Source organism: Mucilaginibacter sp. 22184 (assembly GCF_052045695.1).
GTDB lineage: Bacteria > Bacteroidota > Bacteroidia > Sphingobacteriales > Sphingobacteriaceae > Mucilaginibacter.
The window spans coordinates 292,383-315,597 of the sequence record NZ_JBQEPI010000001.1; the positions used below are offsets into that span (position 1 = coordinate 292,383).

Sequence of the window (23,215 nt, forward strand, 5' to 3'; positions counted from 1 at the left end):
ATACCATTGGAAAATAGATGCTTCACTATCGTTCAGCATGACAATTTAAATTAACCAAAGACTATTTCTGAAATTTCACCTTCACCGATACTGTTTCGGGCTTATGATTATTATTTCCAACCCAGGAAGGGCCGTTTTTGATCAGGTCGATAGCTTTCTGATCGGCTACCGCGTTCAGACTTTTTTTGATCTTAAAATCGCTTAATGATCCATCAACACCAACAGTAAAACTCACATTTACGTTGCCAATGGTACCATCAGGTAAAACCGCATTACTTTGCAGGTATTTTTTAAAATTGCTCCAGCCATTTTGAGGGTGGGCGCTTTCGGGTAGAGGCTCATCATCAGCATCTGTTTTATGGCCACGGGAAACAACAACCTCGTTGAGCGAGTTTGAGGCATCGTTGAGCTCAACCTTTAAACTATCACCCACTTTGGCGCTTACCTGTTTACGCTCAAAACCTATAGATGCGATATCCAGGGTTTCATTACTTGCAGGCGAGGCTGATAAGGCAAATTTGCCATTAACATCTGTAACCGTTGATTTGTTGGTTCCTTTAATACGTATAGCAGCGCCAATCACTGGCGAACCATCGCCTTTTGAAAGAATGATACCTGTTATCCTACTGGCTTCCGCCTGTGATTTAGGATCTGCAGGAATCACTGTTAAGCCATCCACTTTTCCGGGCAAGACAGACGATCCATAGGTTTTGGCCTTCTTTGATCTTCTTAAGGCTATAGCATTATCCAGGCTATCTTTTTTAGTTTGCGAAGTATAACCCATTACAACCGTTTCGCTTAGTTGCTGTGTATTATCTGTTTTATTGGCCGGCGATTTAAACTGTAATGGCGCCGCAGCCGGTACTTGTTTAGCTAAATTATCTGCTGAAGATACCGAACCAGCAACAGCCTGTTTATCAGTTGCTGATATCTCCTGCTGATAAATGGCATTATCAGTTGGTTTGGCAACAGGCTGTTTGATTGATTTTAATACCGGTGCAGGTTTTATGTTTTGAGCCACCCGCGTCTCAACAGGTTTGGCAGGCGGTGTAGATGATACTACCGTATCTTTAGATGCTATTGATTGTTTTTTGTCGGTTCGTGGGGTAACCACTACATCTGCAACTCTTTCTTTTTGAGGTGTAGGCTCTGAATTTCTCATCCACAATCCACCAATGGTTAATACCACTAAAACCGACGCAGCTATCGCCCATACCTTCCAGGGGGTCACCCGGCCTCTTTTTTCGGCTGTACGTTCCTGCAGGCGATCTGCCAGTTCGTTCAGGTTTCCCTGCTGATCTTTCCCTATAGCTTCGTAACCTTCCAGGGCATCCATCAAAAACGGATCGTCAAGCGCTTCCTGCTCCAGCTGGTGCATAGCGGTAGCATTAAGCTCCCCGTTAAGGTACTTCCTGATCTGCGATATGTCGGCCTTTTTATTGCTCACTGCTTCTCTCCAGGCAAATTTTTAAATTTCGTTTGCCATTTTGTATATAACTTTTCACCTCATTTAAACTAAACCCGGTTATATCAGCCACCTCTTTGTAGCACTTCTCTTTTAAGTAAAACAGATCGATGCTTTGCTGCTGCGCGCCGGTTAGTTTTTCAATACAACGTTCCAACGCTTTATAGGCTTCTTCACGGTTATTATCATCAGGATGCAAAAGCGGGGTAAATTCCATAACCTCATCCAAAGCAACTACTTCTAATTTTTTACCGCTCCTTAACTGCATCAAGCAATAATTGCGCCCCAATACATACAACCAGCTTCTGAATATGGCTATATCATGCTGTTTTACCTTAATAACCAATTCCTCAAAAATGCCCATAACGGCATCTTTAGCCAGCTCTTCGTCTTTCAGATATTTTAAGCAAACACCGTAAACAAGGGGCATATACCTTTCATACAATTGTCCCAAAACAGCAATATCACCGCTATTACGGTAAACAGATAGCAGTTCGGCATCAGTTGATGAACTTAATTTATTTGGTTTGATAAAATTGGTCATTAAACAGCGCCAAAATAAATTTTTTAAATCGTTTATGGAAATTAAGCTGCTGTAACATCCTTATTAAAATGAAAGCAAATACGCAGATTTCAGATGTGCAAATATGCAGATGAGGTTCTGTAGCTATAAAAATCACTAATTCACTAAATCAGTAAATCAATAATTATCAAATGAAACAGCTACTATTCATTTTAATACTCGCAGGCTTAACCGGATTTAAGCCTGCCTCCGCACGCCACATCAGCGGAACGGTTTATGACGATAAAAACCAGGCTCTGCCCGGCGCACAGGTAATCGTAACAGGCGGTCATCAAGGTACGCAGACCGATATCAAAGGGCATTATACTATTGATCTACCCGAAGGCAAAAGCAAACTTACTTTCAGTTTTGTAGGCTTTGAGTCGCAAACTATAAAGATCGGCAAAAGCAATACGCTGGACGTTCATCTGAAAGCATCAAGCCAAGCTTTAAACGAAGTGGTAGTTGTAGGTTATGGCGTGCAGCACAAAAGCAGTGTAACCGGGTCTGTAGCCACGATCATTGCGCCGCAAGCCGATAAAAAGTACTCGGCCCCGGTAGCCGGGCTTGCTGTTAGCAAGACCACAAGGCACTCCAACAAGGCTTTTCAAATTATGAATGCACCGGTAGCACCCGCTCCTGCTGCTGACAATGAAAGCTATAAAGGCATCAATGAAAATGGTTTCAAAACCGTTGAAAGCGAGCCTCTATCTACTTTTTCCGTTGATGTTGACGCGGCCTCCTACAGCAACGTAAGGCGTTTTATCAACAACGGGCAACTGCCTCCTGCTGATGCGGTTCGGGTTGAAGAAATGATCAATTATTTTCATTATAACCTGGCTGGGCCAACCAATAACGAGCCGGTTGCAATCCATACCGAACTTTCTGCCGCACCATGGAATAGCAATCACCGCTTGTTACGTATCGGTTTAAAAGCAAAAACCATCGCTAATGATAAACTGCCCGCCTCCAACCTGGTATTTTTGATAGATGTATCGGGATCGATGTATGAACCCAACAAATTGCCATTGGTACAATCGTCCTTAAAAATGCTGGTTAACCAATTACGTCCGCAAGACAGAGTGGCCATTGTAGTATACGCCGGCGCAGCAGGGGTGGTATTACCGGCTACATCGGGCGACAAAAAGACCACCATTAACAACGCTATTGATAACCTGCAGGCAGGCGGCTCAACAGCTGGTGGCGCTGGCATTAAACTGGCCTACAAAATTGCCATGGAAAACTTCATGAAAGGTGGTAATAACCGCGTAATGCTGGCTACCGACGGTGATTTTAACGTAGGCGCATCCAGCGATGACGATATGGAAAAACTGATTGAGAAAGAACGCGAAAGCGGTATATCCTTATCCGTTTTGGGCTTTGGCATGGGTAACTATAAAGACAGTAAAATGGAAACCCTGGCCGATAAAGGCAATGGCAACTATGCTTATATCGATAATATTACCGAGGCCCGCAAAACCCTCATCAGCGAATTTGGTGGTACCCTGTTTACCATTGCCAAGGACGTAAAACTACAGGTAGAATTTAATCCTGCCAAAGTACAGGCTTACCGTTTACTGGGTTACGAAAACCGCGCCCTGAACAAGGAGGATTTTAACAACGATAAAAAAGATGCAGGCGATATGGGATCTGGCCATACCGTAACCGCTTTTTATGAGTTAGTGCCTGCCGGTGTTAAAGATGATTACTCGGGCAGTGTTGATCCGCTTAAATATCAAAAACCAAAGTCCGTAGCTTATACCAGTTCATCTGATGAAATGCTGACCATCAAGTTCCGGTACAAACAGCCAACCTCATCCGTTAGTAAAATGAGCCATGTGGAAGTTTATGATAAACCTGTAGCCTTAAATTCCACCTCAACTGATTTTAGGTTCGCGGCCGCTGTAGCTGAGTTTGGGATGTTGCTGCGCGATTCGCAATTCAAACAGCATGCCACCTATGATCAGGCTATTAAAATGGCCCGTGCAGCTAAAGGCGACGACAGTGAAGGCTATCGGGCCGAGTTCATTAAACTGGCCGAAAGCGCCAAACTGCTGAGCCCAAACAACAAGGTTTTAGCAGCGGAAGAGTAGATTGCAAATGTGCAAATATGCAGATGTGCGGATTGTAAATGTGGTAATAATGGATTTGAGGTCATAATTCGTCTTTCAAATCCGAAATCGGGGCATTTGCACATCTGAAATCTGCATATTTGCACATCTACATATTTGCACATCTGAATTCTGTGAAACTGTACATCAAAAACATGGTATGTAACCGCTGCAAAATGGCGGTGCAAACCGAACTCGAAAAAGCCGGTCTGGAACCATTAAGCATAGAACTTGGCGAAGTATCACTGAAGCAAAACCCGGAAGCACAACAAATCAAGGAGCTGGAAAAATCCCTTACATCGCTGGGTTTTGAACTGATCGACAACCAGAAAAGTCGACTGATAGAACAGATAAAAACGGAGATCATTAAACTGGTGCATTATACCGATACTACCAAAACACTAAAGCTCTCGGCAATATTGGCTGATCATCTGCATCATGATTACAGCTACCTGAGCAACCTGTTTTCGTCTGTAGAGGGTACCACCATCGAAAAATATTACATTGCCCAAAAAACTGAAAGGGTAAAAGAACTATTGATCTATAACGAGCTGAGCCTGTCTGAGATCTCCTACCAATTAGGTTACAGCAGCGTGGCGCACCTTTCGGCCCAGTTTAAACAGGTAACCGGGCTAACGCCATCGCAATTTAAGGGGCTGCAAAGTCATCACCGCAAAAATATCGATGATGTATAAGCGGACTCTTCTACGATAAAAATCTTATAACATCCATCCATAATTCTGTAAGGCCAACCAGCCGTGCTGTGGGTAAATTTGTGTTATCAATTTAATCACACAAATCATGACACATACTTATCAAATAACCGGCATGACCTGCGGCGGTTGTCAAAATAAAGTACAAACCCTGCTATCCCAACTGAAAGATGTGCAAAAGGTAGATATTTCTCTTGCAGAAGGTACCGCGGATATCACCATGGCTCAACATATTCCAACTGCTGCTTTACAGGATGCCCTGAAAGATTACCCCAAATACCAGCTCAGTGAAGTACAAAATACTCATCAAGCCATGCCTATGGATATGGACGGGGAAAACCACAGCTGGCTGGCCACCTACAAACCCATTCTGCTCATTTTCGCCTATATTTTAACCATCGCTATTATAGCCGGGTATATGGAGCACGGCTTTATGACCATGACGGCCATGCGCGTGTTTATGAGCGGCTTTTTCCTCACTTTTTCCTTTTTTAAACTACTTAACCTGCAGGGATTTGCCGATAGTTACTCCATGTATGATATTGTAGCCAAACGCTTTAGGGCATGGGGTTATATTTATGCTTTTGTGGAGCTGGGACTGGGTTTAGCCTTCGCCCTGGATATTCTGCCTTTGGCGGTGAATGTAGTCACTTTTGTGGTGATGACCATGAGTTTGATCGGCGTGCTGCAAAGTGTACTAAACAAACGCAAAATTCAGTGTGCCTGCCTCGGAGCAGTTTTTAATCTGCCCATGAGCACCGTTACAATCGTGGAAGATGCCCTGATGATCGTGATGAGTGGGGTAACGTTGGTGACCCTCCTTTAAGAAACCTGCAGGTTACCCAAAAAACTTTTTAAACCTTAAATTTTAACACTTTTTTTGCCCAAAACAGGATAAAAATGGCTCAAAAACACTCGAAAATTCGCTCCAAACCATCGATTTTAACACTTTTTAACAAATTTTTGACGGGTTTTGAAAGGTTTAAAAAGTCTTAAAATATTGACTATCAAAAAACCACACCCCAAACGATTGGTTTTTGGGCTCTATTCTCACTTAACAAAACAGCCCGGCTTTCCTCTTTTGACGGAAAACCGGGCTGTTTATACATACAAATATACGCAATATTTTGCGGAATTATCTGCTTGAATATTATTGAACCACTTCGCTGATCTGGATAAGTGGCGTAACATTGGTGTACTTAGGAAAATCGGCTCTGATCTCGTCCAGATGCTTTGCAAGGGCAGTTTCATAATCAGAAAGCTTATCAAAATACAGGTAACCAATGGCCAGGAACGGAACCGGAGTGCCAGGTGTTCCGCTTGATATCCCTTTATCAATAGCGTAAATTTTCAGGTTAAAGAATTTTGCCATCAGCGGCATATGGTTCTTGGTGTAGTAGTCCATGTCAAACGTTTTTCCTTCGCCGTTGGGGTAAAGGACCGTTACTTTGATCATGCCTTTTTTTACTTTGGGTGCATCTGTAGTTTGAGCTTGCAGGCAACTTACAGAAAGACCCAAAAACAGGAGCAATAGAATTGTTTTTGCTTTCATTTTATGGTTTTTAAGGTTAATTTTAAATATATTGAAAAAAGTGAGGATCAGCCTAATTTTCAGCAGCATTCAATACAATTGATCTGCAAAATACCGGTTTTTAGGTATACGCACAGACGCCCGGAAACATTACACCTTAAGGGCTGATCAGCTTTTATTTATGAATCAACTGGGTAAAAATCTATTTTAAAACTACCCACTATATGTCATTTTTTTGCATGTAACCAGCATTATACATTTAAAAACCATCTTATTATCTAACTTTGCGGTTTGCTCCGGGTATAAAATAACAGGGGCTTTGGTTAATAAAAGGGGAATTTCATGTACGATATTTGTTGCATAGGGCATATTACTTTGGATAAAGTGGTGACACCACAGGCGGTTAAACACATGGCCGGCGGTACATCTTTTTACTTTTCGAGCGCCATCCGTAATATGGATGTGAGCTATACGCTGGTAACTTCGCTTGCCGAAAATGAAATGCCAACCGTTGACGCTTTACGCGCCAAAGGGACCGAAGTACATGCATCAACCTGCGCCCATACCGTATATTTCGAGAATATTTACTCCGGCAATCAGGACCACCGCACCCAGCGCGTGTTGCAGAAAGCCGATCCTTTTACTGTTGAACAACTGCAGGGGATCGACGCGCAAATATTTCACCTCGGTCCGCTTTTGGCTGATGATATCCCCGTTAGCCTCATCAAAGAACTGAGCAGCCGCGGCAGGGTATCATTAGATGCTCAAGGCTATTTACGTAAGGTAGAAGACAAAAACGTGATCCCGGTTGATTGGCCTGCCAAAAAAGAAGCCCTGCAATACATCGATATTTTAAAAGTTAACGAGCATGAGCTGGAAGCCCTCACCGGCCTTACAGATATTAAAAAAGGCGCGTTGGTACTGGCCGACTGGGGCGTGAAGGAAGTAGTGATCACCCTGGGCAGCATGGGTTCGGTAATTTATGCCGGCGGTTTGTTTTACAGTGTACCCGCCTACATCCCCACAGCGGTTGTTGACGCCACCGGCTGCGGCGATACCTATATGGCCGGATACTTATATCAACGCATCAAAGGAGCTGCATTCCAGGAAGCCGGCGAATTCGCGGCAGCCATGGCCAGCTTTAAAATAGAATCATCGGGACCATTTACCGGCACTAAAGAGGATGTACTGAATTTGTTGGAAGTGGGCGAGAAAAACATTTGCTGTTTATAGTTGATGGTCGATAGACCATGGACCATAGTCGATGGTCTATAACTAATAAATCATGGTCGAGTTGCAATAAAACCATGGTCTATGGTCCATCGACTATGGACCGCCATCTCCTTATATCTCCCTGATATCTGTAGCGCTTATCCAGCCTTCGTTGCCGTTGGATAGCCTGATCTTTACCCAATCGTTACTATGCTCCAGGATATCTACCTTGGTGCCATCGTGTAGTACAAACAGATCTTTCGACTTCAGGGTAGGTTCACTTTTGATGGTTACCGAACCGCTGAAAACAATAGCCTCGTGATGACTGTCGAAATAATCAGCCTGCCTACCGGCCACAAAAATGCAAGCCAGTCCTAAAAACACCAACGCTATAGCCGAGTAAAAGGATACTTTCTTAACCGTAACTGATAAAGTGAAACGGTAAAGGATCAACAGGCCCGAACCAGCCAATATCAATAGCACGCTCAGTACAGCCAGTGTACCGAGGGAGCAGGCCAGGATAAAGCCATGCCACCATTTGGTAATAAAAAACTCAGGTGCTTCTTCCAACTTATCAGTAGTTTTCAAATTGGCCAGCTGAAGGTTGATATGGATATCTTCATCGCCCGGCGAAAGTTTGTGCGCCTTTTCATAATACAGCAGTGCCGATGGTATATCGCCGTTTTTGTAATAGGCATTACCCAAATTAAAGTAAACCGCTACCGAGCGATACCCCCCATCAACCAGTTTCTGGTAGGAGGCTATGGCCGCCGGGTATTGCGCTTTGGCATATTCGGCATTACCTTTTTTAAATAGCGCAGATGTAGCATCATCGCCGAAAGCCAACAGGGGCGATATGATAAGCAATAACAAATAAATCATGCGTAATAAAGTGCGTGAAACCGGTTTCGTGTTGCCAGACACATTTGCACATCCGCACATTTGCACATCCGCACATCTATACATCCTTAATAATTTATGAATTAGTGATTCATTTGCACATCCGCACATCTGCATATCTGCACATCTATAGTTTATCTTCAATGTCATTGATCATGCTTTTAGCTTTGTCAAATACCTGCTGTTCTGATACACTCGATACCGGGGCGTAACGTGCCATATCGCATAAGTCGAGCGTATCCAGCAGCTCGTTGATCAGTCCTTCATCCAGCGATCGTGCTTTCAGCTCCGAAGCTATTTTTTCGCGATTCAGATCAGCAGCAGCAATATTCAGCTTGTCGCTTAAATACCCATATAAGCCCCTGAACACACTTTCATAAAAAGCTTTGGAGTTTTTGGCCGTTAACTGCGCCTGCGCGCTGGCCAGGTGTTTGGCTGCAATTCTTCCTGCTTTACGTTTTTTCACCTCTACAACATCGCTGTTATGCCTTTCGTACCATTTACCATATATCAAGGCACCCACAAACAACAGCGGACCAAAAGCAAGTAAGCTGTAGTACAAATCTGAGTCATAAAAACCTTCGCCGTTTTTGGTGATATCACCGCTGGTTTTTATATAGCGGATATCCTTGTTCAGCAATTTTACATCCTGCTTATCGCTACCCGAAAAGGCGGTCACATTGTTTTCCAATGTCCCTTTGTTCACCTTTATTTTGAAGCCCTGGGTTGGCAGCGATACATATTTGCCGGTAGCTGGGTTAAAGTATGCAAACTTAACCGGGTCGATGCTAAAATTGCCCTCGTGCCGCGGTATCAGCAAATAATTGTAGATACGGGTGCCCGTTTCGCCGCTTTCCTTTTCGGCAATGGTATCCTCGGTTTTGGGATCATACTTTTCAAAATCTGCGGGGAATACGGGGCTCAATGGCTTTAATAGTTTCAGGTTCCCTGTACCCGAAATTTTAATGCTGTAATTGAGTGGGTCATTAGCCTTGAGCTCCTTTTTATCCAGTGATGTACTGATGGAGAATTTGCCCACCGCCCCGGCAAAGCCATCGGGTTTTCCCGGCGGTAACGGTTTTACATGAATAACTGTAGGTTCGCTTTTGATCTTGTATTTAACATCATTATAGGCGCCAAACATCTGACCGAACATGTCGTCGTCGCTTGCCTTGGCGGCCTCCCGTATCACAAACAGCATGGATATGGGGTCAATATTGATGTTACCGGTATGTTCGGGGAACAGGATATTTTTTTTCATCTCGGCCACATTGAACTTTACGCCTTTGTAAGTTTCCACATGCCAATTTGGGTTCTGACTCGGATTTTTAATTTCCTGGCTGAAAAAGCCATTCAGATCGGGAAGTTTATCAGGTTCGCTGCCTACAATAGCTACCCTGGTGTACAATTTGTAAGTTAAGGTGATCTGCTCGCCCAGGTATACGTTGCTTTTATCAACCTCGGCCCTGATAAATAACGACTTAGCAATATCGGTGCCTGGCCTTTTCATGGTAACCCTACTGTCGGGCGCACTTTGCGATTGGGCAGCTGCGGCGGCAGCATTATTATTTTGTTGAGATGAAGAGCCTTTTACAACTTTTATCTTTAGTGGCTTAGTACTTAATTGCTTTCCGCCCGAAAAAATAGTTGCCGGGCCAATAGTATAAGTCCCTTCTTTTACCCCGATCAGTACGTAGCTAATAGCCATGCTTGAAGATGAGTTACCATTGATAACCTCCATACTGGTAGACACATTTGGCCCCGATACTACCAAAAAACCAGTAAACGAAGGCGGTGTAAAACGGTCGCCGTTATTATTAACCATAAAAGTTACTTCAAACTGCTCCGTTGTGCCCACTTCCGTTTTACTTGCCGATGCAGTAAAATGAATATCGGCAGCAAAAAGCATGCTTGTACTCAGCAGTAGTAATAACAATATGAAGTATTTTCTTTTCATTCTTTCTTTTATCTGATCCAGGTGGCGGGGAGCGTGATTCCGGTGTAAGAGCCAGATTAACCCATCTTACATCCAACCCCGTTCTGGCAACTCGCTCTCACTCCTCAATTACCATTCCTTTTCTATGTGCACTTTGGCACCTTTTTGTTTTTTATTTTTTAGCTTATCCTGCGTTTGCTTTTCGTCGTTGTTCAGCGCTTCCAGCATCCGCTCGGCATCTTCTTTGGATACGTTATTTGGATCGGGTTTCTGACCGCCGTTGTTTTTGTTCGGATCGTTTTTATCCTGTCCGTCTTTGTTATCTTTATTATCCTTGTTCTTATCGTCGTTCTTTTTATCCTGATCCTTCTTATCCTTGTCCTTCTTATCCTTGTCCTTATTGTCTTTGTTATCTTTATTCTTGTCTTTGTTGTTCTTGTTGTTTTTATTCTTATCCTTATTTTGTTTTTGTTTCAGCTTCTCCAGCGCATAGGCCAGGTTATAGCGTGTTTCCTCATCCTGTGGATTGTTGAGCAATGATTTTTTATACGCCGTAACACTTTCTTCCAGTTTGTTTGACTCCAGCATGGAGTTGCCCAGGTTATGATAGGCTTTGGCAAGCACTTCTTTGTTTTTGCTTGATGCGGCTATCTTGGCAAACTGTTGCCCGGCATCGGCATATTTCTTTTGTTTATACAAGGCATCGCCCAGGTTAAAGTTACCGGCCACAGTTTTACCCTGTTTGCCGATGGATACCCGGTAGTTGCTTTCGGCATCCTTATAATTTTGCTGCTGATACAATTGATTCCCCTGCCTGATATACTTTTTTTCCTGCTGGGCAAAAAGTATCGAAGCCTGCAGCACTAATACAACTATGATGATATATTGCTTCATGACTTTTTAACCTCAAATAATTTTAACCCGCTTAACCGCATGTTTTTACGGTTTGATATAAAAAACTCCACCACCAATAAAGCCAGGGCTATAGCCAGGAAAAACTGAAAGCGGTCTTCATAATCTTTGAACGATTTATTATCATATTCCTTACGCTGTACCTTGGCCACCTGATCCATCACGATGCTTAAACCGCTGTTTGAGTTATTGGCTCTTACATAGATGCCGCCGCCTGCAACGGCAATGTCCTTACCCATTTGTTCATTCAGTTTGGTGATCACCTTATTACCGGTTTCATCGGTACGGAATGTGCTATGCGGATCATTCGGATCAAGGGGAATAGGAGCGCCTTCTGCCGAGCCCACACCGATAACATTCATCATTACGCCCTTACTTTTAGCTGCTGCCGCGGCCTCCATGGCATTATCTTCATGGTTTTCGGCATCGGTTATCAGGATCATGGCTTTACCAGTTCCGTTTTTAAAGTCGAGTGACCTTACACCCAGGTCAATAGCCGCACCTATGGCCGTGCCTTGTGTAGGTACCATACTGGTGTTTACGGTATTTAAAAACAGTTTGGCTGCCGAGTAATCGGTAGTCATGGGTAATTGTACATAGGCCTGGCCCGCAAAAACAATCAACCCTATACGATCGTCATGCATCCTGTCGATCAGTTGTGAAATGGCACGTTTGGCGTTTTCCAGGCGGTTTGGCGCAAGGTCCTGCGCCAGCATACTGTTAGATACGTCGAGCAGTATCATCAGATCGGCGCCTTTGCGTTTTACTTCTTCGGTTTTTGAACCCAGCTGCGGATCGGCCGCGGCGATGATCAGCATGGCATAGGCCACCACAAAAAAGATAAACTTAAGCCATGGCCTTGATAACGAAACCTGCGGCATCATGAGGCGTACCACATTTTTATCGCCCAATGAGGCAATGGCCTTCCTTTTCCAGCGGCTTACCAAAATAAACAGCAGAATCAATACCGGAATAACCAGCAATCCCCATAAAATATCTGTATGTGCAAAACGTAGCATCTTTTTTTATTATTTGGTATCAAGTAGTTAGTATCAAGTATCAAGACTTTCTTCCTTTTAGGAATATCAAGAAAACGAGGCATCTTGATACTTGATACTAACTACTTGATACTGAAACTTATGTCAACGCCCCCTTAAATAGGGTATTTTTTAATAAAAACTCGAGCGCCAATAGTCCAAGCGCGATGATGGCCCAGGGCAAAAACATTTCTGTTTTGCGGCGGTACTGGGTTACATCAATCTTGGCTTTCTCCAGCTTATCTATTTGTGTGTATATCTGTCTCAGTGTTTCGTTATTGGTGGCCCTAAAATACTTGCCACCGGTAATAGTAGCTATCTTTGACAGCGTGCCCTCGTCAATATCAACTTTCATACGCTGATATTGGATGCCCATTGGTGTAGGCACAGGGTAAGGCGCATAGCCATTGGTACCCAAACCTACGGTATAAACCCTTACTCCAAACTGTTTGGCTATCTCGGCAGCGGTAATAGGAGGAATGGACCCTGAATTGTTTGAACCATCGGTCAATAAAATAACTACTTTACTTTTGGCGGTGCTGGTTCTTAAACGGTTTACGGCTGTGGCCAGGCCCATGCCTATGGCCGTTCCATCCTCTATCATCCCGTTCTTGATGTCAGCGAATACGTTGATCAGTACATCATGATCAATTGTCAAAGGACACTGCGTAAAACTTTCACCGCTAAAGATCACCAGACCAATACGGTCGTCGGGACGGTTCCGGATAAAGTCAATAGCGATATTTTTACCGGCTTCCAGGCGGTTGGGCTTAAAATCTTCGGCCAGCATACTGCCTGATATATCCGAGGCGATCATAATGTCGATACCCTCGGTGGTACTGTCTTGCCAGCTTAATGACGATTGCGGCCTTGCCAGCGCCACAACTATGGCCGCAATGGCTAATGACCTCAGTACGATACCCACATGCCTGAAACGGGCCATGTTGCTTTTTTTAATGGCGAAACTTTTCAGCGTAGGTACGCCCAATGTACCCTGCAGCTGGCGCTGTTTCCAAACGTACCAGGCCACCATTAACGGGATGGTTAAAAACAACCAGAAAAATCCTGGGTGGGCAAATTCTATTCCTTTAAACCAGCTCATTTGTTATCCTCTTGCTTTACAATGGGTGGCTGAATGGCTTGCTGCGTTCTGTTCACAAAGGCTACGGCGTTATCCATACTTTGTTCGTTATCCTGCGGCGTTGGTTTCTCCTTCGCAAATTTCACCAAATCGGCCAGTATCAGTACCTGGCGCAGCGCGTTGCGGTTCTCGTCGGTAATATCCATATACCGCAAACTGGTAAATATCTCATCAGAAGTTTGCTCATGTGCTTTGATCACATAGCGATTTTCCAGGTAATCACGCATAATATCGGTAAGCTCGGTATGATATTGCTTGGTTTGCTCCTGCTGCCATAGCTTGCGGTTACGCAGTTCGGTTAGCTTTTGAAGCGCTATAACGTGGATAGGTACAATAGGTTTGGGCTCTTCAACCACCACCTCTTTTTTATTCTTCCTCCTCAGGTAAATGATCAGGAAGATCACCCCACCGATGATGATAGCTGCTTCTATACCGATCACCAGCGCCAGGTGGTCAGCCAGCCAGTCTAAAAAAGTATACTGAACAACCAGCGGCTGCTTAATGTCATAAGCGGCTTTTGTGGTATCCACCGCCACGGTGGCCACTATCAGTTTCAATGGCTGGGTTTTAAGTTCGCCACCCGCGGTACGGAACGCGTACGAAGGGATCACATACTCACCGCTATCAAATGAAGTAATGATATAATGATGCCCTATAGTTTCGATACCGGCATTATTTTTATCTACTACGGTATCGGCTTTACCGCTTACTATTAAAACTTTACTGGCGATGCTGTCTGCCAGTGTCGGAAACTCAACTTGAGCGCCATCCTTCACCGGCATGCGGGCAGTAAGGTGCAGTTGTATTTGCTCGCCTATTTTAATAACCTTACGGTCAATCCTGGCGTCAACTTCTACATTTTGGGCACTGCTTTGGTAAACAAACCCGGTAAGCAGTATAGTTAACAATAGCAGGTGTTTTATAAAGCACTTTATCATCTTTTGCCTTCCCGCTTTTTAAATAATGTCATCAGTGGTTTAACGTATGATTCATGGGTACCTATGCTGGTAAAATCAACACCAGAGCGGTTAAAGGTTTCCTTTAACTGTGCATTTCGCCTTAGCCCTTCGGCTTTAAAAGCTGTGCGCACGGCTTCATCGGAGGTATTGATCCAAAGCAGCTCGCCGGTTTCTTCATCCTGCATCGGGATGAGGCCCAGGTTCGGGAACACTTCTTCATGTTTATCATACAGGCGCAGGGCAATCAGGTCGTGCTTTTTATTGGCGATCTTCAATTCGTCCTCAAAAGCCGGACTAATAAAATCGGAAATAATAAAGGCGGTACATTTTTTCTTGATAGCCCGGGTAAAGAATTTTAGCGCTTCGGCAACATTGGTTCCTTTGCTTTCGGGCTTAAAGTCGATCAGTTCACGAATGATCATCAGGATATGACTGCGGCCTTTTTTGGGCGGGATAAACTTCTCGATCTTATCGCTAAAAAACAATACCCCCACCTTATCATTATTCTGTATAGCCGAAAACGCCAGCACCGCGCAAAGCTCGGTAGCTATATCCTGCTTTTGTTGATTTTGCGTTCCAAAGTTTTCGGAGCCGCTCACATCAACCAGCAACATAAAGGTAAGCTCGCGTTCTTCGTCAAACACCTTTACGTAAGGGTGGTTAAAACGGGCGGTAACGTTCCAGTCGATGGTACGGATCTCGTCGCCCAGCTGGTATTCGCGCACCTCGCTAAAAGCCATACCACGGCCCTTAAAAGCCGAATGATACTCGCCCGAGAATAAGTGGTTACTTAAACCCCGGGTCTTGATCTCGATCTTCCTTACTTTTTTCAGCAGTTCTTTGGTATCCTTAGCCATAGCGTTTGGGGGGAGAAGGAATCAAGATATCAAGAGTCAGGAATCAAGACAAAATCTTAAACTCCCGCCGCAATTCATTTACTGCTTCTTATTTCTTGATTCCTGACTTTTAATATCTTGATTCTTTTATCCTGGTTCTTATCTCTTGATTCTTTTCTTACGGTACTTCTACCACGTTCAATATCCCTGTAATAATATTTTCTGAGGTGATGTTCTCTGCTTCAGCCTCGTAGCTTAAGCCTATACGGTGACGCAGTACATCATGACAAATAGCACGCACATCCTCAGGGATCACGTAACCTCTGTGTTTGATGAACGCGTAAGCTTTTGCGGCCAGCGCCAGGTTGATACTGGCCCTTGGCGACGCGCCAAAAGTGATCAGGTTTTTATAATGCGCCAGTTTAAATTGCTCAGGGAAACGGGTAGCGAAAACAATATCCACAATGTATTGCTCTATTTTTTCGTCCATGTACACTTCCCTTACAATTTTGCGGGCACGCACAATTTCCTCGGGTTTGATAACGGCCGTTGGTTTTGGCATGCCGCCTGGTAATATATTGGCGCGGATAATTCTTTTTTCATCCTCCTTCTCGGGGTAGCCGATCACTACTTTAAGCATAAAACGGTCAACCTGGGCTTCGGGCAGCGGGTAGGTACCTTCCTGTTCAATGGGGTTCTGGGTAGCCAGCACCAGGAACGGGTTTGGCAGCGGGAAGGTATTATCGCCAATAGTTACCTGGCGTTCCTGCATCGCTTCCAGCAGCGCGCTTTGTACTTTGGCAGGTGCACGGTTAATCTCATCGGCCAGGATAAAGTTAGAGAACAGCGGACCTTTACGCACGATGAACTCTTCTTTTTTCTGGTTGTATATCATCGTTCCCAGCAAATCGGCGGGTAACAGATCGGGCGTAAACTGGATGCGGCTGTAATCGGCCTGAATAGCTTTTGACAGCGTGTTGATGGCCAGCGTTTTCGCCAGTCCCGGAACACCTTCCAAAAGGATATGCCCGTCGGCCAGCAAACCGATCAGCAATCGCTCCACCATATATTTTTGTCCAACGATCACCTTATCCAATTCCATTCTCAGGATATCGATAAAAGCGCTTTCTTTTTGTATCATTTCATTCAGCGCCCTGATATCGGTTGAATATGATACGCTACCCGTAACAGCGCCTGATGAAACGTTTTCGGTATTACTTTTTAATTCTTCCATGCTTCTTTTTTGTTCGGTAGGCAAACTTACTCACACTAACATTTTTTCGCCAAAAAAAATGCCCTCTTAAATGTTAAAATTTGTTAAATTTTTGTCGATTGCCGTAAATATATAAGTTTTCCTGAGCCTAAAGCTCAAAGCAGAAAGCCTAAAGCTATTATTATATAAAAAGAAGCTTTAGGCTTTGCGCCTTGGGCTTTTAGCATCGCCTTTGCATTTTTAAAACTAAACGATTTGGCTACCTTTAAACATCCATTTAAAATATTCATGTATAAAAAATATCTATACCTCACGTTGTTCATCAGCATAGTATTTTTACCAGCCATTGCTCACAGCCAAAGCACATATAAAAACATCCCTCTTCCGCTAAATATCAACAGTGTAAACGAAGAATTTTCGGGCATGACGCTATATGCCGGACGGGTTTACCTGGAACCGCAATATGGCAGTCATAAAGAAACAAAACTCGACGGCGACTTTTTCATTTACAGTCTACTGGCTGATAGCATTGGCCGGGTGATTAACGGTAAAGATACTTCCTTAACCGCTTACCGGACCGTCCGCGTTAAAAACCTCAATCAACTGCCCGATTCGGTAAAAACTTACTACGAAGGTTTTGAAGCGATAAGCATCGTTAACAACACCGCCTATTTATCTATCGAAACCAATGATACTTACGATTATTGCTTTCTGCTCAAAGGCAAACTGGATACCCTGCAAAATACCATCACTATTGATCCCATGCATTTCGCTACTCTTAAAAGACCATTACGCGTTAATAACGCGGGCTTTGAAAGTGTAACCTGGCTGCCTAAGGAGAAAAAACTGCTGGCTTATTACGAATATAACGGCATGCCTGGTGGCGGCAAAGGCTATCTCATTGATACCTCCTTTAACAAAAAGCCACTGCTCATCAAAGCACCTTTCCTTTATTTCAGGATAACGGATATCACCGCTACCCAGGACGACAAGATCTACGGTATCAATTACTTCTGGAATGGCGACTATGATGCTTACCTCAATAACGACCAACTTAAAAACCAGGAAGAAAATATAAAAACAAGCATTCCGGATCTGGGAGATAATATCAGCCAAAACCCGGATTACCTGAAAAAGAAAAGCACCAGCTATGGCCGCATTATGATGCTCAACAACCGGAAAGATAAAAACTGGAAACAGGTGACATCTGCATTCCCGGCACCAAAAAATAACTGGGAAGGTATAACCCTTTACCGGGATGGTGCGCTGATCATTACAGATGCTAACCGCAGCAGCAAGCAGTTAACAACGTTTGGATATGTGAAATTTTAGGTAGCGTCAGTGATTTAAGCCGAACTTGTCATCCTGAGCACAGTGAAGGATCTAATCTTCAATATGCACGTCTGCGAATAGATTCTTCGCTTCGCTCAGAATGACAAACTATATTTTTTAATCATCTACATATTGCACATCCGCACATATAACTCAATGCTTATCCCCAAAGCCAAACTCTTTATAGGTATTCGGCAAGCTATCCGCATTTCTGAAGGCGAAGGTGAAAGTGGCGCCCCAGCTTTCAAAGTCGGCATTTTTATCGGTCGAGGCTTCCACATGTACCGAGCTGATCATGTATATACCTTCGCGGCTCAGTTTAAAATAAACCTGTCCCTGGGCATCGGAGCTCAGTTTTTGCGGGAACACATTACCGTTTACTGTCCGGGTGTATACAATAACCACGGCATCTTTTAAGGGTTGGCCTTTAAATAATATTTTAGCGGTTACATCATCGCCATAGCTGGCTTTATATGGGTTTTGCTGTATCACTATTTCATAGGTCTCGCCCAGTGGTTTATCAAAATCTTTTCCATTAGGCTTATCAACGGAAATCAGCGTTTTCAGATACCGGTTTGTTTTTTCGACAAAGTACTGCTGGTTGCTGTTCTTGGCATCCTCGGCTATTTTATCCAGACCTTCGTTGTCCAGATATTTCAGAAATTTATTCCTTTCAGATTCTACGCTTTCGCTTTTCACCATCTCGATGAGGGCGATCCCGCTGTTCTCTAATTTGTAATTCAATATATTGGATGCTGTATCTTTGGGTGCCTGGGTCAGATCGGTTTTTTTTGATCCCTCATACAACATGAATTTGGTGAGCTTGGCATCCTTATACCGGTATTCCGCGTCTTTTTGAAACTCATTACCGCTTAACAGGTGCAAGTTCAGCTTGTCGCCTTTTTTCATATAGAAAACTTCGGGCAATAAAAAATAATCCTGTGAGCTGGCGGCAAACCCAATGATCAATAATAATGCGAGGAGTAAAAATCCGTTTCGTTTCATAGTTATCTGATAGGATTACCAAACATACAAAGTTTTAAAAACTTCAGTAGTTTTACATTATGATTTTTGACCGTAAAAGCCTGAATAACGAAAATTTAATTTTTTTTTACAAAAAACTGTTGCTGCCGCGCCTCATCGAAGAGAAGATGCTGATCCTTTTACGTCAGGGTCGTATCGGCAAATGGTTTTCGGGAATAGGACAGGAAGCTATTGCTGTGGGCAGTACCCTGGCCATGCAAAACGACGAATATATTTTGCCCATGCACCGCAACCTGGGTGTTTTTACCACCCGCGATATCCCGCTTTCCAGATTGATGGCGCAGTGGCAGGGCAAGCCCTCAGGTTTTACCAAGGGGCGCGATCGTTCCTTCCATTTCGGTACGCAGGAATATAAGATCATCGGGATGATATCGCACCTGGGGCCGCAACTGGCCCTGGCTGATGGTATTGCCCTGGCCGATGTTTTAGCCGAACGGAAAAGATCGACCCTGGTATTTACAGGCGAAGGCGCAACCAGTGAAGGTGATTTTCATGAAGCGCTGAACATCGCATCCGTTTGGAAACTGCCGGTTATATTTTTGATTGAGAATAACGGATATGGTCTGTCGACCCCGGTAAATGAGCAATACAACTGTTTAAAACTGGTGGATAAGGCTGTAGGCTATGGCATAGAAGGTCGCCGTATTGATGGCAACAACATACTGGAAGTTTACCATACCATTAAAGAGATCAACGAAAGCATCCGTGAAAACCCGCGACCTGTATTGCTGGAATGTATGACCTTCCGGATGCGGGGACATGAGGAAGCTTCGGGAACCAAATACGTTCCGCAAAATTTATTTGAATGGTGGGCAGGTAAAGACCCGGTAGCTAATTTCGAGAAATATTTACTGGACGAAGGCGTGATCCGCCCGGAATGGATCCCGGTATTTAAAAAAGAGATCACCACCCTTATCGAAACCGAGTTTGAAAAGGTTTACAATGAGGTAGACATTATACCAGATATAGCAACCGAAGTGCGTGACATGTATCAGCCTTACCAGTTCCCGGTAAGCCAACCTGCTGCTATCCCCGCAACGCATAAACGTTATATTGATGCCATAAGTGATGGCCTGCGCCAGGCCATGCGCAAACACCCCAACCTGGTGATCATGGGGCAGGATATTGCCGAGTACGGCGGCGCCTTTAAAATAACCCAGGGCTTTGTGGAAGAGTTTGGCAAACCCCGCGTGCGCAACACGCCTATTTGCGAATCGGGCATTGTAGGCGCAGGTATGGGCCTGGCCCTGAACGGCTACAAGGCTATTGTTGAAATGCAGTTTGCCGATTTTGTAACCTGCGGCTTTAACCAGATCATTAACAACCTGGCCAAAACACACTACCGCTGGGCACAGGCCGTTGATGTGGTAGTGCGGATGCCAACAGGGGCAGGTACTGGCGCCGGACCTTTCCACTCGCAAAGTAACGAGGCCTGGTTTACCAAAACCCCCGGACTTAAAGTGGTTTATCCCGCTTTTCCGGCAGATGCTAAAGGTTTACTATTGGCCGCTATTGACGATCCAAACCCGGTTATTTATTTTGAACATAAATACCTGTACCGCAGCATCAGCGGCGATGTGCCCGACAATGATGTGCTGATTGAAATAGGCAAAGCCAATATAGTAAAGCAAGGCACACAAGCCAGCATCATCACCTTTGGACTGGGTGTACACTGGGCTTTGGAATATGCCGAAAAACATCCGGAACTATCCCTTGAGATCATCGATCTGCGCAGCCTGCTGCCCTGGGATCATGAAGCGGTAGAAGAAAGTGTAAAGAAAACCGGCCGTGCCCTGGTATTGCACGAAGACACGCTCACCAGTGGTTTCGGCGCCGAGATAGCTGCCCACATAGCCGAGCATTGCTTTAAATACCTGGATGCACCTGTAATGCGCTGTGGCAGCCTGGATACCGCTATCCCCATGAACAAAGCTCTGGAAGACCAGTTTTTGGCGAAAGCCAGGCTGGATGAAACGGTGGAGAAATTGCTTGCCTATTAATCAACCGGGATGTCATGCGGAGCTCCGTCGAAGCATGGTGGGCGGGCCTCTGCGCACGTCCTTCGACAAGCTCAGGATGACAGGCCTTCTTTTTTCCAAAATGATTTGTCATGCTGAACGAAGTGGAGCATCTGTTGTGCAACATGCATACCGAAGAAGATCCTTCGCTCCGCTCAGGATGACAACTTTAAATTTTTGTCTTACCTCTTGATTCTTATCTCTTGCATCTATCCTACTTCCATTTAAAACTCTTGATCATCACAGCAATATCCTGTTTGATAAAATTAAGCACGGGTTGAATAGAATCCAGGCGGGGTTCGGAGTTGAAGTAGAGGGCGCCGCGCAGGTAATTTTTGGTGCTATCCGTGAGGAAAAACTGGGCCGATGATGCCGCGTTACCATCAATGGTGTAATAGATGCCGTAAACCTTACGGTCGGCATATCCAATTACGCCTTCGTCAATAGAAGTGGCTTTTACCGTATGTTTAAAGGCGAAGGTGCGGGCATCTTCTACCAGCTCATTAAATACTTTTTTTGATGTTACCGGTTGATAGCTTAAATGCAGCGTAGCATGAAATTGCGGAAACTGCATATTCACCCAGCATGGTTTGGCCCCTTTGGTCCTGTCGGGTTCAATAACCGCGTATTTGGGATAGCTGAAAGAATAAGGGCAGCCCGCGCTATAATCCTGGTATTCTTTTTTAGGAAAAGCGATGCGGTAATATCCCCTTGGTTTTGGCGAATAATCATGATTACCGCCACATGCTGCAAAGAACAACAGCGTGCTAAGTAACAAGCTTACATATTTATATTGAGATTGCATATTCAACAGCCGCTTGCGAATGAATAATTGTTGTGTCAAAAACAGGTATTAAAAAGTCTGTTTGGCCAATTAATAACGGGATTTCGGTGCATCCTAAAATGATACATTCTGCTCCCTCTTGAATTAAATCATTAACAACAGAAATAAATTTTTCTTTTGATGTCGATTTTATTATTCCTCTGCCAAGTTCTTCTTTTACAACATACTGAATTAAATCTCTTGTTTCTTGCTTTTCAGGAATCAAAACCTCCAATCCATGTTCTTCCAGTTTTTTCCTGTAAAAGTCCATTTCCATTGTAAACTTTGTGCCTAATAGTCCTACTTTTTTAAATCCTTGTTTATTTACTGCTTTTGCAGTTTCAACGCCTATATGAATGATGGGCAACTGGATTGTCTCCTGAAGTTTGTCTGCAAACAGATGGGCGGTATTAGCACATAAAACAATACTGTCGACTCCGCTTTTTTTTAAAGACTCGCAAGCATTAAGTAGTAATTCAAAACTACCAACCCAACTTTTGGCTTGTATGTCGCCAAAGTTTAAGGAGTAAATAACACATTCAGCAAAATTCAGTCCGCCTAATTTCTTATTAACCCCTTCGTTTATATAGCGGTAATAATCTAAAGTTGATGTCCAGCTTATGCCGCCAACTAATCCAATTTTTTTCATACCCGGTTATCTTTAGCGTTCCAGATCTCCCATGATCTTTCGGCTTGTAATACCAGCATCTCATAACCGTTTTTGGTTGCGGCGCCTTGTTCCCGGCCTTTTCTTAAAAACAAAGTTTCTTCAGGGTTGTAGATCAGATCGTACAGCAAATGCTCATCCGTTATGCCCTCGTAAGGTATCGGCGGACATTCATCAATTTTGGGCGAAGTACCTATGGGCGTAGTATTGATAATGATCTTATGCCGTTTGATATCGTGCGGTTTCAGATCGCTGAACAAAATATGATCGGGATGCGGTTTGCGGGTAACCGTTTTAAAGGCAATGCCCATGTTTTCCAGTACACATTTTACCGCTTTTGCCGCGCCACCATCACCCAACACCAGAGCCTCTGCTTCAAAATCCTTAATGAGCGGACGAATAGACATCTCGAAACCGTACAGGTCGGTATTATATCCTTCCAGCCTGAAATCATGCCCTCCGATGCCAACTTCGCCGGTAAAGGCTGCCTGCAGTGGGCTTTCGGCAATTACGCAGATACAGTTAACCGCCCCGGCTTTGCGGGCATCATGCTCAATCCAATCCAGGAAGGGCAACACAGCAACTTTATGGGGAATGGTGATATTAAGGCCGCAGATGTCGGGGTGTTCATCCAGCAGATCCTGCAGATCTTTGATATTTTCCAGCGGATACAGCTCGTAAGCGGCATCAGTGATACCCTCGTTCTTGAATTTTTCGGCAAAATATTTCTTTGAAAAAGAATGTGAAAGGGGGTAGCCTATAAGCCCGTATTGTTTCATGGCGTAATATTAGCAACATTTCAT

21 protein-coding genes are annotated in these 23,215 nt (G+C 44.1%); 6 read left to right on the forward strand and 15 right to left on the reverse strand.

From position 1 onward, the window contains the following. Positions 1-61: 61 nt before the first annotated feature. Positions 62-1,447 carry a carboxypeptidase-like regulatory domain-containing protein gene (locus ACTJKG_RS01205; protein WP_440738123.1) on the reverse strand — a complete coding sequence of 462 codons (1,386 nt, stop codon included), beginning with the start codon at positions 1,445-1,447 and terminating at the stop codon, positions 62-64. Further along, positions 1,437-2,009, reverse strand: coding sequence for an RNA polymerase sigma factor (locus ACTJKG_RS01210; RefSeq protein WP_172336071.1), 573 nt, complete (start codon positions 2,007-2,009; stop codon positions 1,437-1,439). Before ACTJKG_RS01210 ends, ACTJKG_RS01205 begins: the two co-directional genes overlap by 11 nt. Positions 2,010-2,179: 170 nt before the next feature. Between ACTJKG_RS01210 and ACTJKG_RS01215 the strand changes: the two genes are divergently transcribed. The 3 genes from ACTJKG_RS01215 (at position 2,180) to ACTJKG_RS01225 (ending at position 5,677) form a co-directional block, all read left to right on the forward strand. After that, complete coding sequence (locus ACTJKG_RS01215) at positions 2,180-4,120, forward strand: YfbK domain-containing protein (RefSeq protein ID WP_440738124.1); 1,941 nt, start codon at positions 2,180-2,182, stop codon at positions 4,118-4,120. A gap of 152 nt (positions 4,121-4,272) precedes the next feature. Beyond that, entirely contained in the window at positions 4,273-4,833 is a 561-nt protein-coding gene (locus ACTJKG_RS01220) for a helix-turn-helix domain-containing protein (RefSeq protein WP_440738125.1), read from the forward strand. A gap of 106 nt (positions 4,834-4,939) precedes the next feature. Continuing rightward, on the forward strand, positions 4,940-5,677 hold the full coding sequence (locus ACTJKG_RS01225) for a heavy-metal-associated domain-containing protein (RefSeq protein ID WP_172336069.1): 738 nt from the start codon (positions 4,940-4,942) through the stop codon (positions 5,675-5,677). 324 nt (positions 5,678-6,001) lie between these two features. On the opposite strand, the gene ACTJKG_RS01230 is transcribed toward ACTJKG_RS01225, so the two are convergent. Next, positions 6,002-6,403, reverse strand: coding sequence for an EthD family reductase (locus ACTJKG_RS01230; RefSeq protein WP_172336068.1), 402 nt, complete (start codon positions 6,401-6,403; stop codon positions 6,002-6,004). 321 nt (positions 6,404-6,724) lie between these two features. Here ACTJKG_RS01230 and ACTJKG_RS01235 point away from each other — a divergent pair, with 321 nt between their 5' ends. Then, entirely contained in the window at positions 6,725-7,615 is an 891-nt protein-coding gene (locus ACTJKG_RS01235) for a PfkB family carbohydrate kinase (RefSeq protein ID WP_172336067.1), read from the forward strand. A gap of 111 nt (positions 7,616-7,726) precedes the next feature. Here ACTJKG_RS01235 and ACTJKG_RS01240 read toward each other — a convergent pair whose 3' ends face one another. The 8 genes from ACTJKG_RS01240 to ACTJKG_RS01275 all read right to left on the reverse strand — a co-directional run bounded on the left by ACTJKG_RS01240 (position 7,727) and on the right by ACTJKG_RS01275 (position 16,549). Further along, entirely contained in the window at positions 7,727-8,476 is a 750-nt protein-coding gene (locus ACTJKG_RS01240) for a tetratricopeptide repeat protein (protein ID WP_253952247.1), read from the reverse strand. 145 nt (positions 8,477-8,621) lie between these two features. After that, the gene (locus ACTJKG_RS01245; protein ID WP_440738126.1) at positions 8,622-10,451 is read right to left on the reverse strand and encodes a BatD family protein; all 1,830 of its coding nucleotides are present in this window, start codon (positions 10,449-10,451) and stop codon (positions 8,622-8,624) included. Between the two features lie 108 nt (positions 10,452-10,559). After that, complete coding sequence (locus ACTJKG_RS01250) at positions 10,560-11,324, reverse strand: tetratricopeptide repeat protein (protein WP_440738127.1); 765 nt, start codon at positions 11,322-11,324, stop codon at positions 10,560-10,562. Continuing rightward, a complete protein-coding gene (locus tag ACTJKG_RS01255) occupies positions 11,321-12,361 on the reverse strand; it encodes a VWA domain-containing protein (protein ID WP_172336064.1) in 1,041 nt (346 codons plus the stop codon). Before ACTJKG_RS01255 ends, ACTJKG_RS01250 begins: the two co-directional genes overlap by 4 nt. A 118-nt stretch (positions 12,362-12,479) precedes the next feature. Further along, positions 12,480-13,481, reverse strand: a complete 1,002-nt coding sequence (locus ACTJKG_RS01260) for a vWA domain-containing protein (protein ID WP_172336063.1) — start codon at positions 13,479-13,481, stop codon at positions 12,480-12,482. Further along, entirely contained in the window at positions 13,478-14,458 is a 981-nt protein-coding gene (locus ACTJKG_RS01265) for a BatD family protein (protein WP_216650589.1), read from the reverse strand. Before ACTJKG_RS01265 ends, ACTJKG_RS01260 begins: the two co-directional genes overlap by 4 nt. Further along, positions 14,455-15,336, reverse strand: a complete 882-nt coding sequence (locus ACTJKG_RS01270) for a DUF58 domain-containing protein (protein ID WP_172336062.1) — start codon at positions 15,334-15,336, stop codon at positions 14,455-14,457. The genes ACTJKG_RS01265 and ACTJKG_RS01270 overlap by 4 nt, the downstream gene beginning before the upstream one ends. Before the next feature lie 157 nt (positions 15,337-15,493). After that, positions 15,494-16,549, reverse strand: a complete 1,056-nt coding sequence (locus tag ACTJKG_RS01275) for an AAA family ATPase (RefSeq protein WP_172336061.1) — start codon at positions 16,547-16,549, stop codon at positions 15,494-15,496. 267 nt (positions 16,550-16,816) lie between these two features. Here ACTJKG_RS01275 and ACTJKG_RS01280 point away from each other — a divergent pair, with 267 nt between their 5' ends. Then, positions 16,817-17,860, forward strand: coding sequence for a hypothetical protein (locus tag ACTJKG_RS01280; protein ID WP_440738128.1), 1,044 nt, complete (start codon positions 16,817-16,819; stop codon positions 17,858-17,860). Between the two features lie 153 nt (positions 17,861-18,013). Here ACTJKG_RS01280 and ACTJKG_RS01285 read toward each other — a convergent pair whose 3' ends face one another. Beyond that, positions 18,014-18,865, reverse strand: coding sequence for a DUF4198 domain-containing protein (locus tag ACTJKG_RS01285; RefSeq protein ID WP_172336059.1), 852 nt, complete (start codon positions 18,863-18,865; stop codon positions 18,014-18,016). A gap of 59 nt (positions 18,866-18,924) precedes the next feature. On the opposite strand from ACTJKG_RS01285, the gene ACTJKG_RS01290 reads away from it, so the two are divergent. Next, the gene (locus ACTJKG_RS01290; RefSeq protein WP_440738129.1) at positions 18,925-20,904 is read left to right on the forward strand and encodes an alpha-ketoacid dehydrogenase subunit alpha/beta; all 1,980 of its coding nucleotides are present in this window, start codon (positions 18,925-18,927) and stop codon (positions 20,902-20,904) included. 232 nt (positions 20,905-21,136) lie between these two features. Here the strand turns inward: ACTJKG_RS01290 and gldD are convergent, their stop codons facing one another. Genes gldD through ACTJKG_RS01305 form a run of 3 tightly spaced genes read right to left on the reverse strand, consistent with a single transcriptional unit; the run spans position 21,137 to position 23,191 of the window. Beyond that, complete coding sequence (gldD, locus tag ACTJKG_RS01295; protein WP_172336057.1) at positions 21,137-21,727, reverse strand: gliding motility lipoprotein GldD; 591 nt, start codon at positions 21,725-21,727, stop codon at positions 21,137-21,139. After that, positions 21,711-22,394 carry an aspartate/glutamate racemase family protein gene (locus ACTJKG_RS01300; protein WP_172336056.1) on the reverse strand — a complete coding sequence of 228 codons (684 nt, stop codon included), beginning with the start codon at positions 22,392-22,394 and terminating at the stop codon, positions 21,711-21,713. Before ACTJKG_RS01300 ends, gldD begins: the two co-directional genes overlap by 17 nt. Further along, positions 22,391-23,191, reverse strand: coding sequence for a shikimate dehydrogenase family protein (locus tag ACTJKG_RS01305; RefSeq protein ID WP_172336055.1), 801 nt, complete (start codon positions 23,189-23,191; stop codon positions 22,391-22,393). The genes ACTJKG_RS01300 and ACTJKG_RS01305 overlap by 4 nt, the downstream gene beginning before the upstream one ends. Between the last annotated feature and the right edge of the window lie 24 nt (positions 23,192-23,215).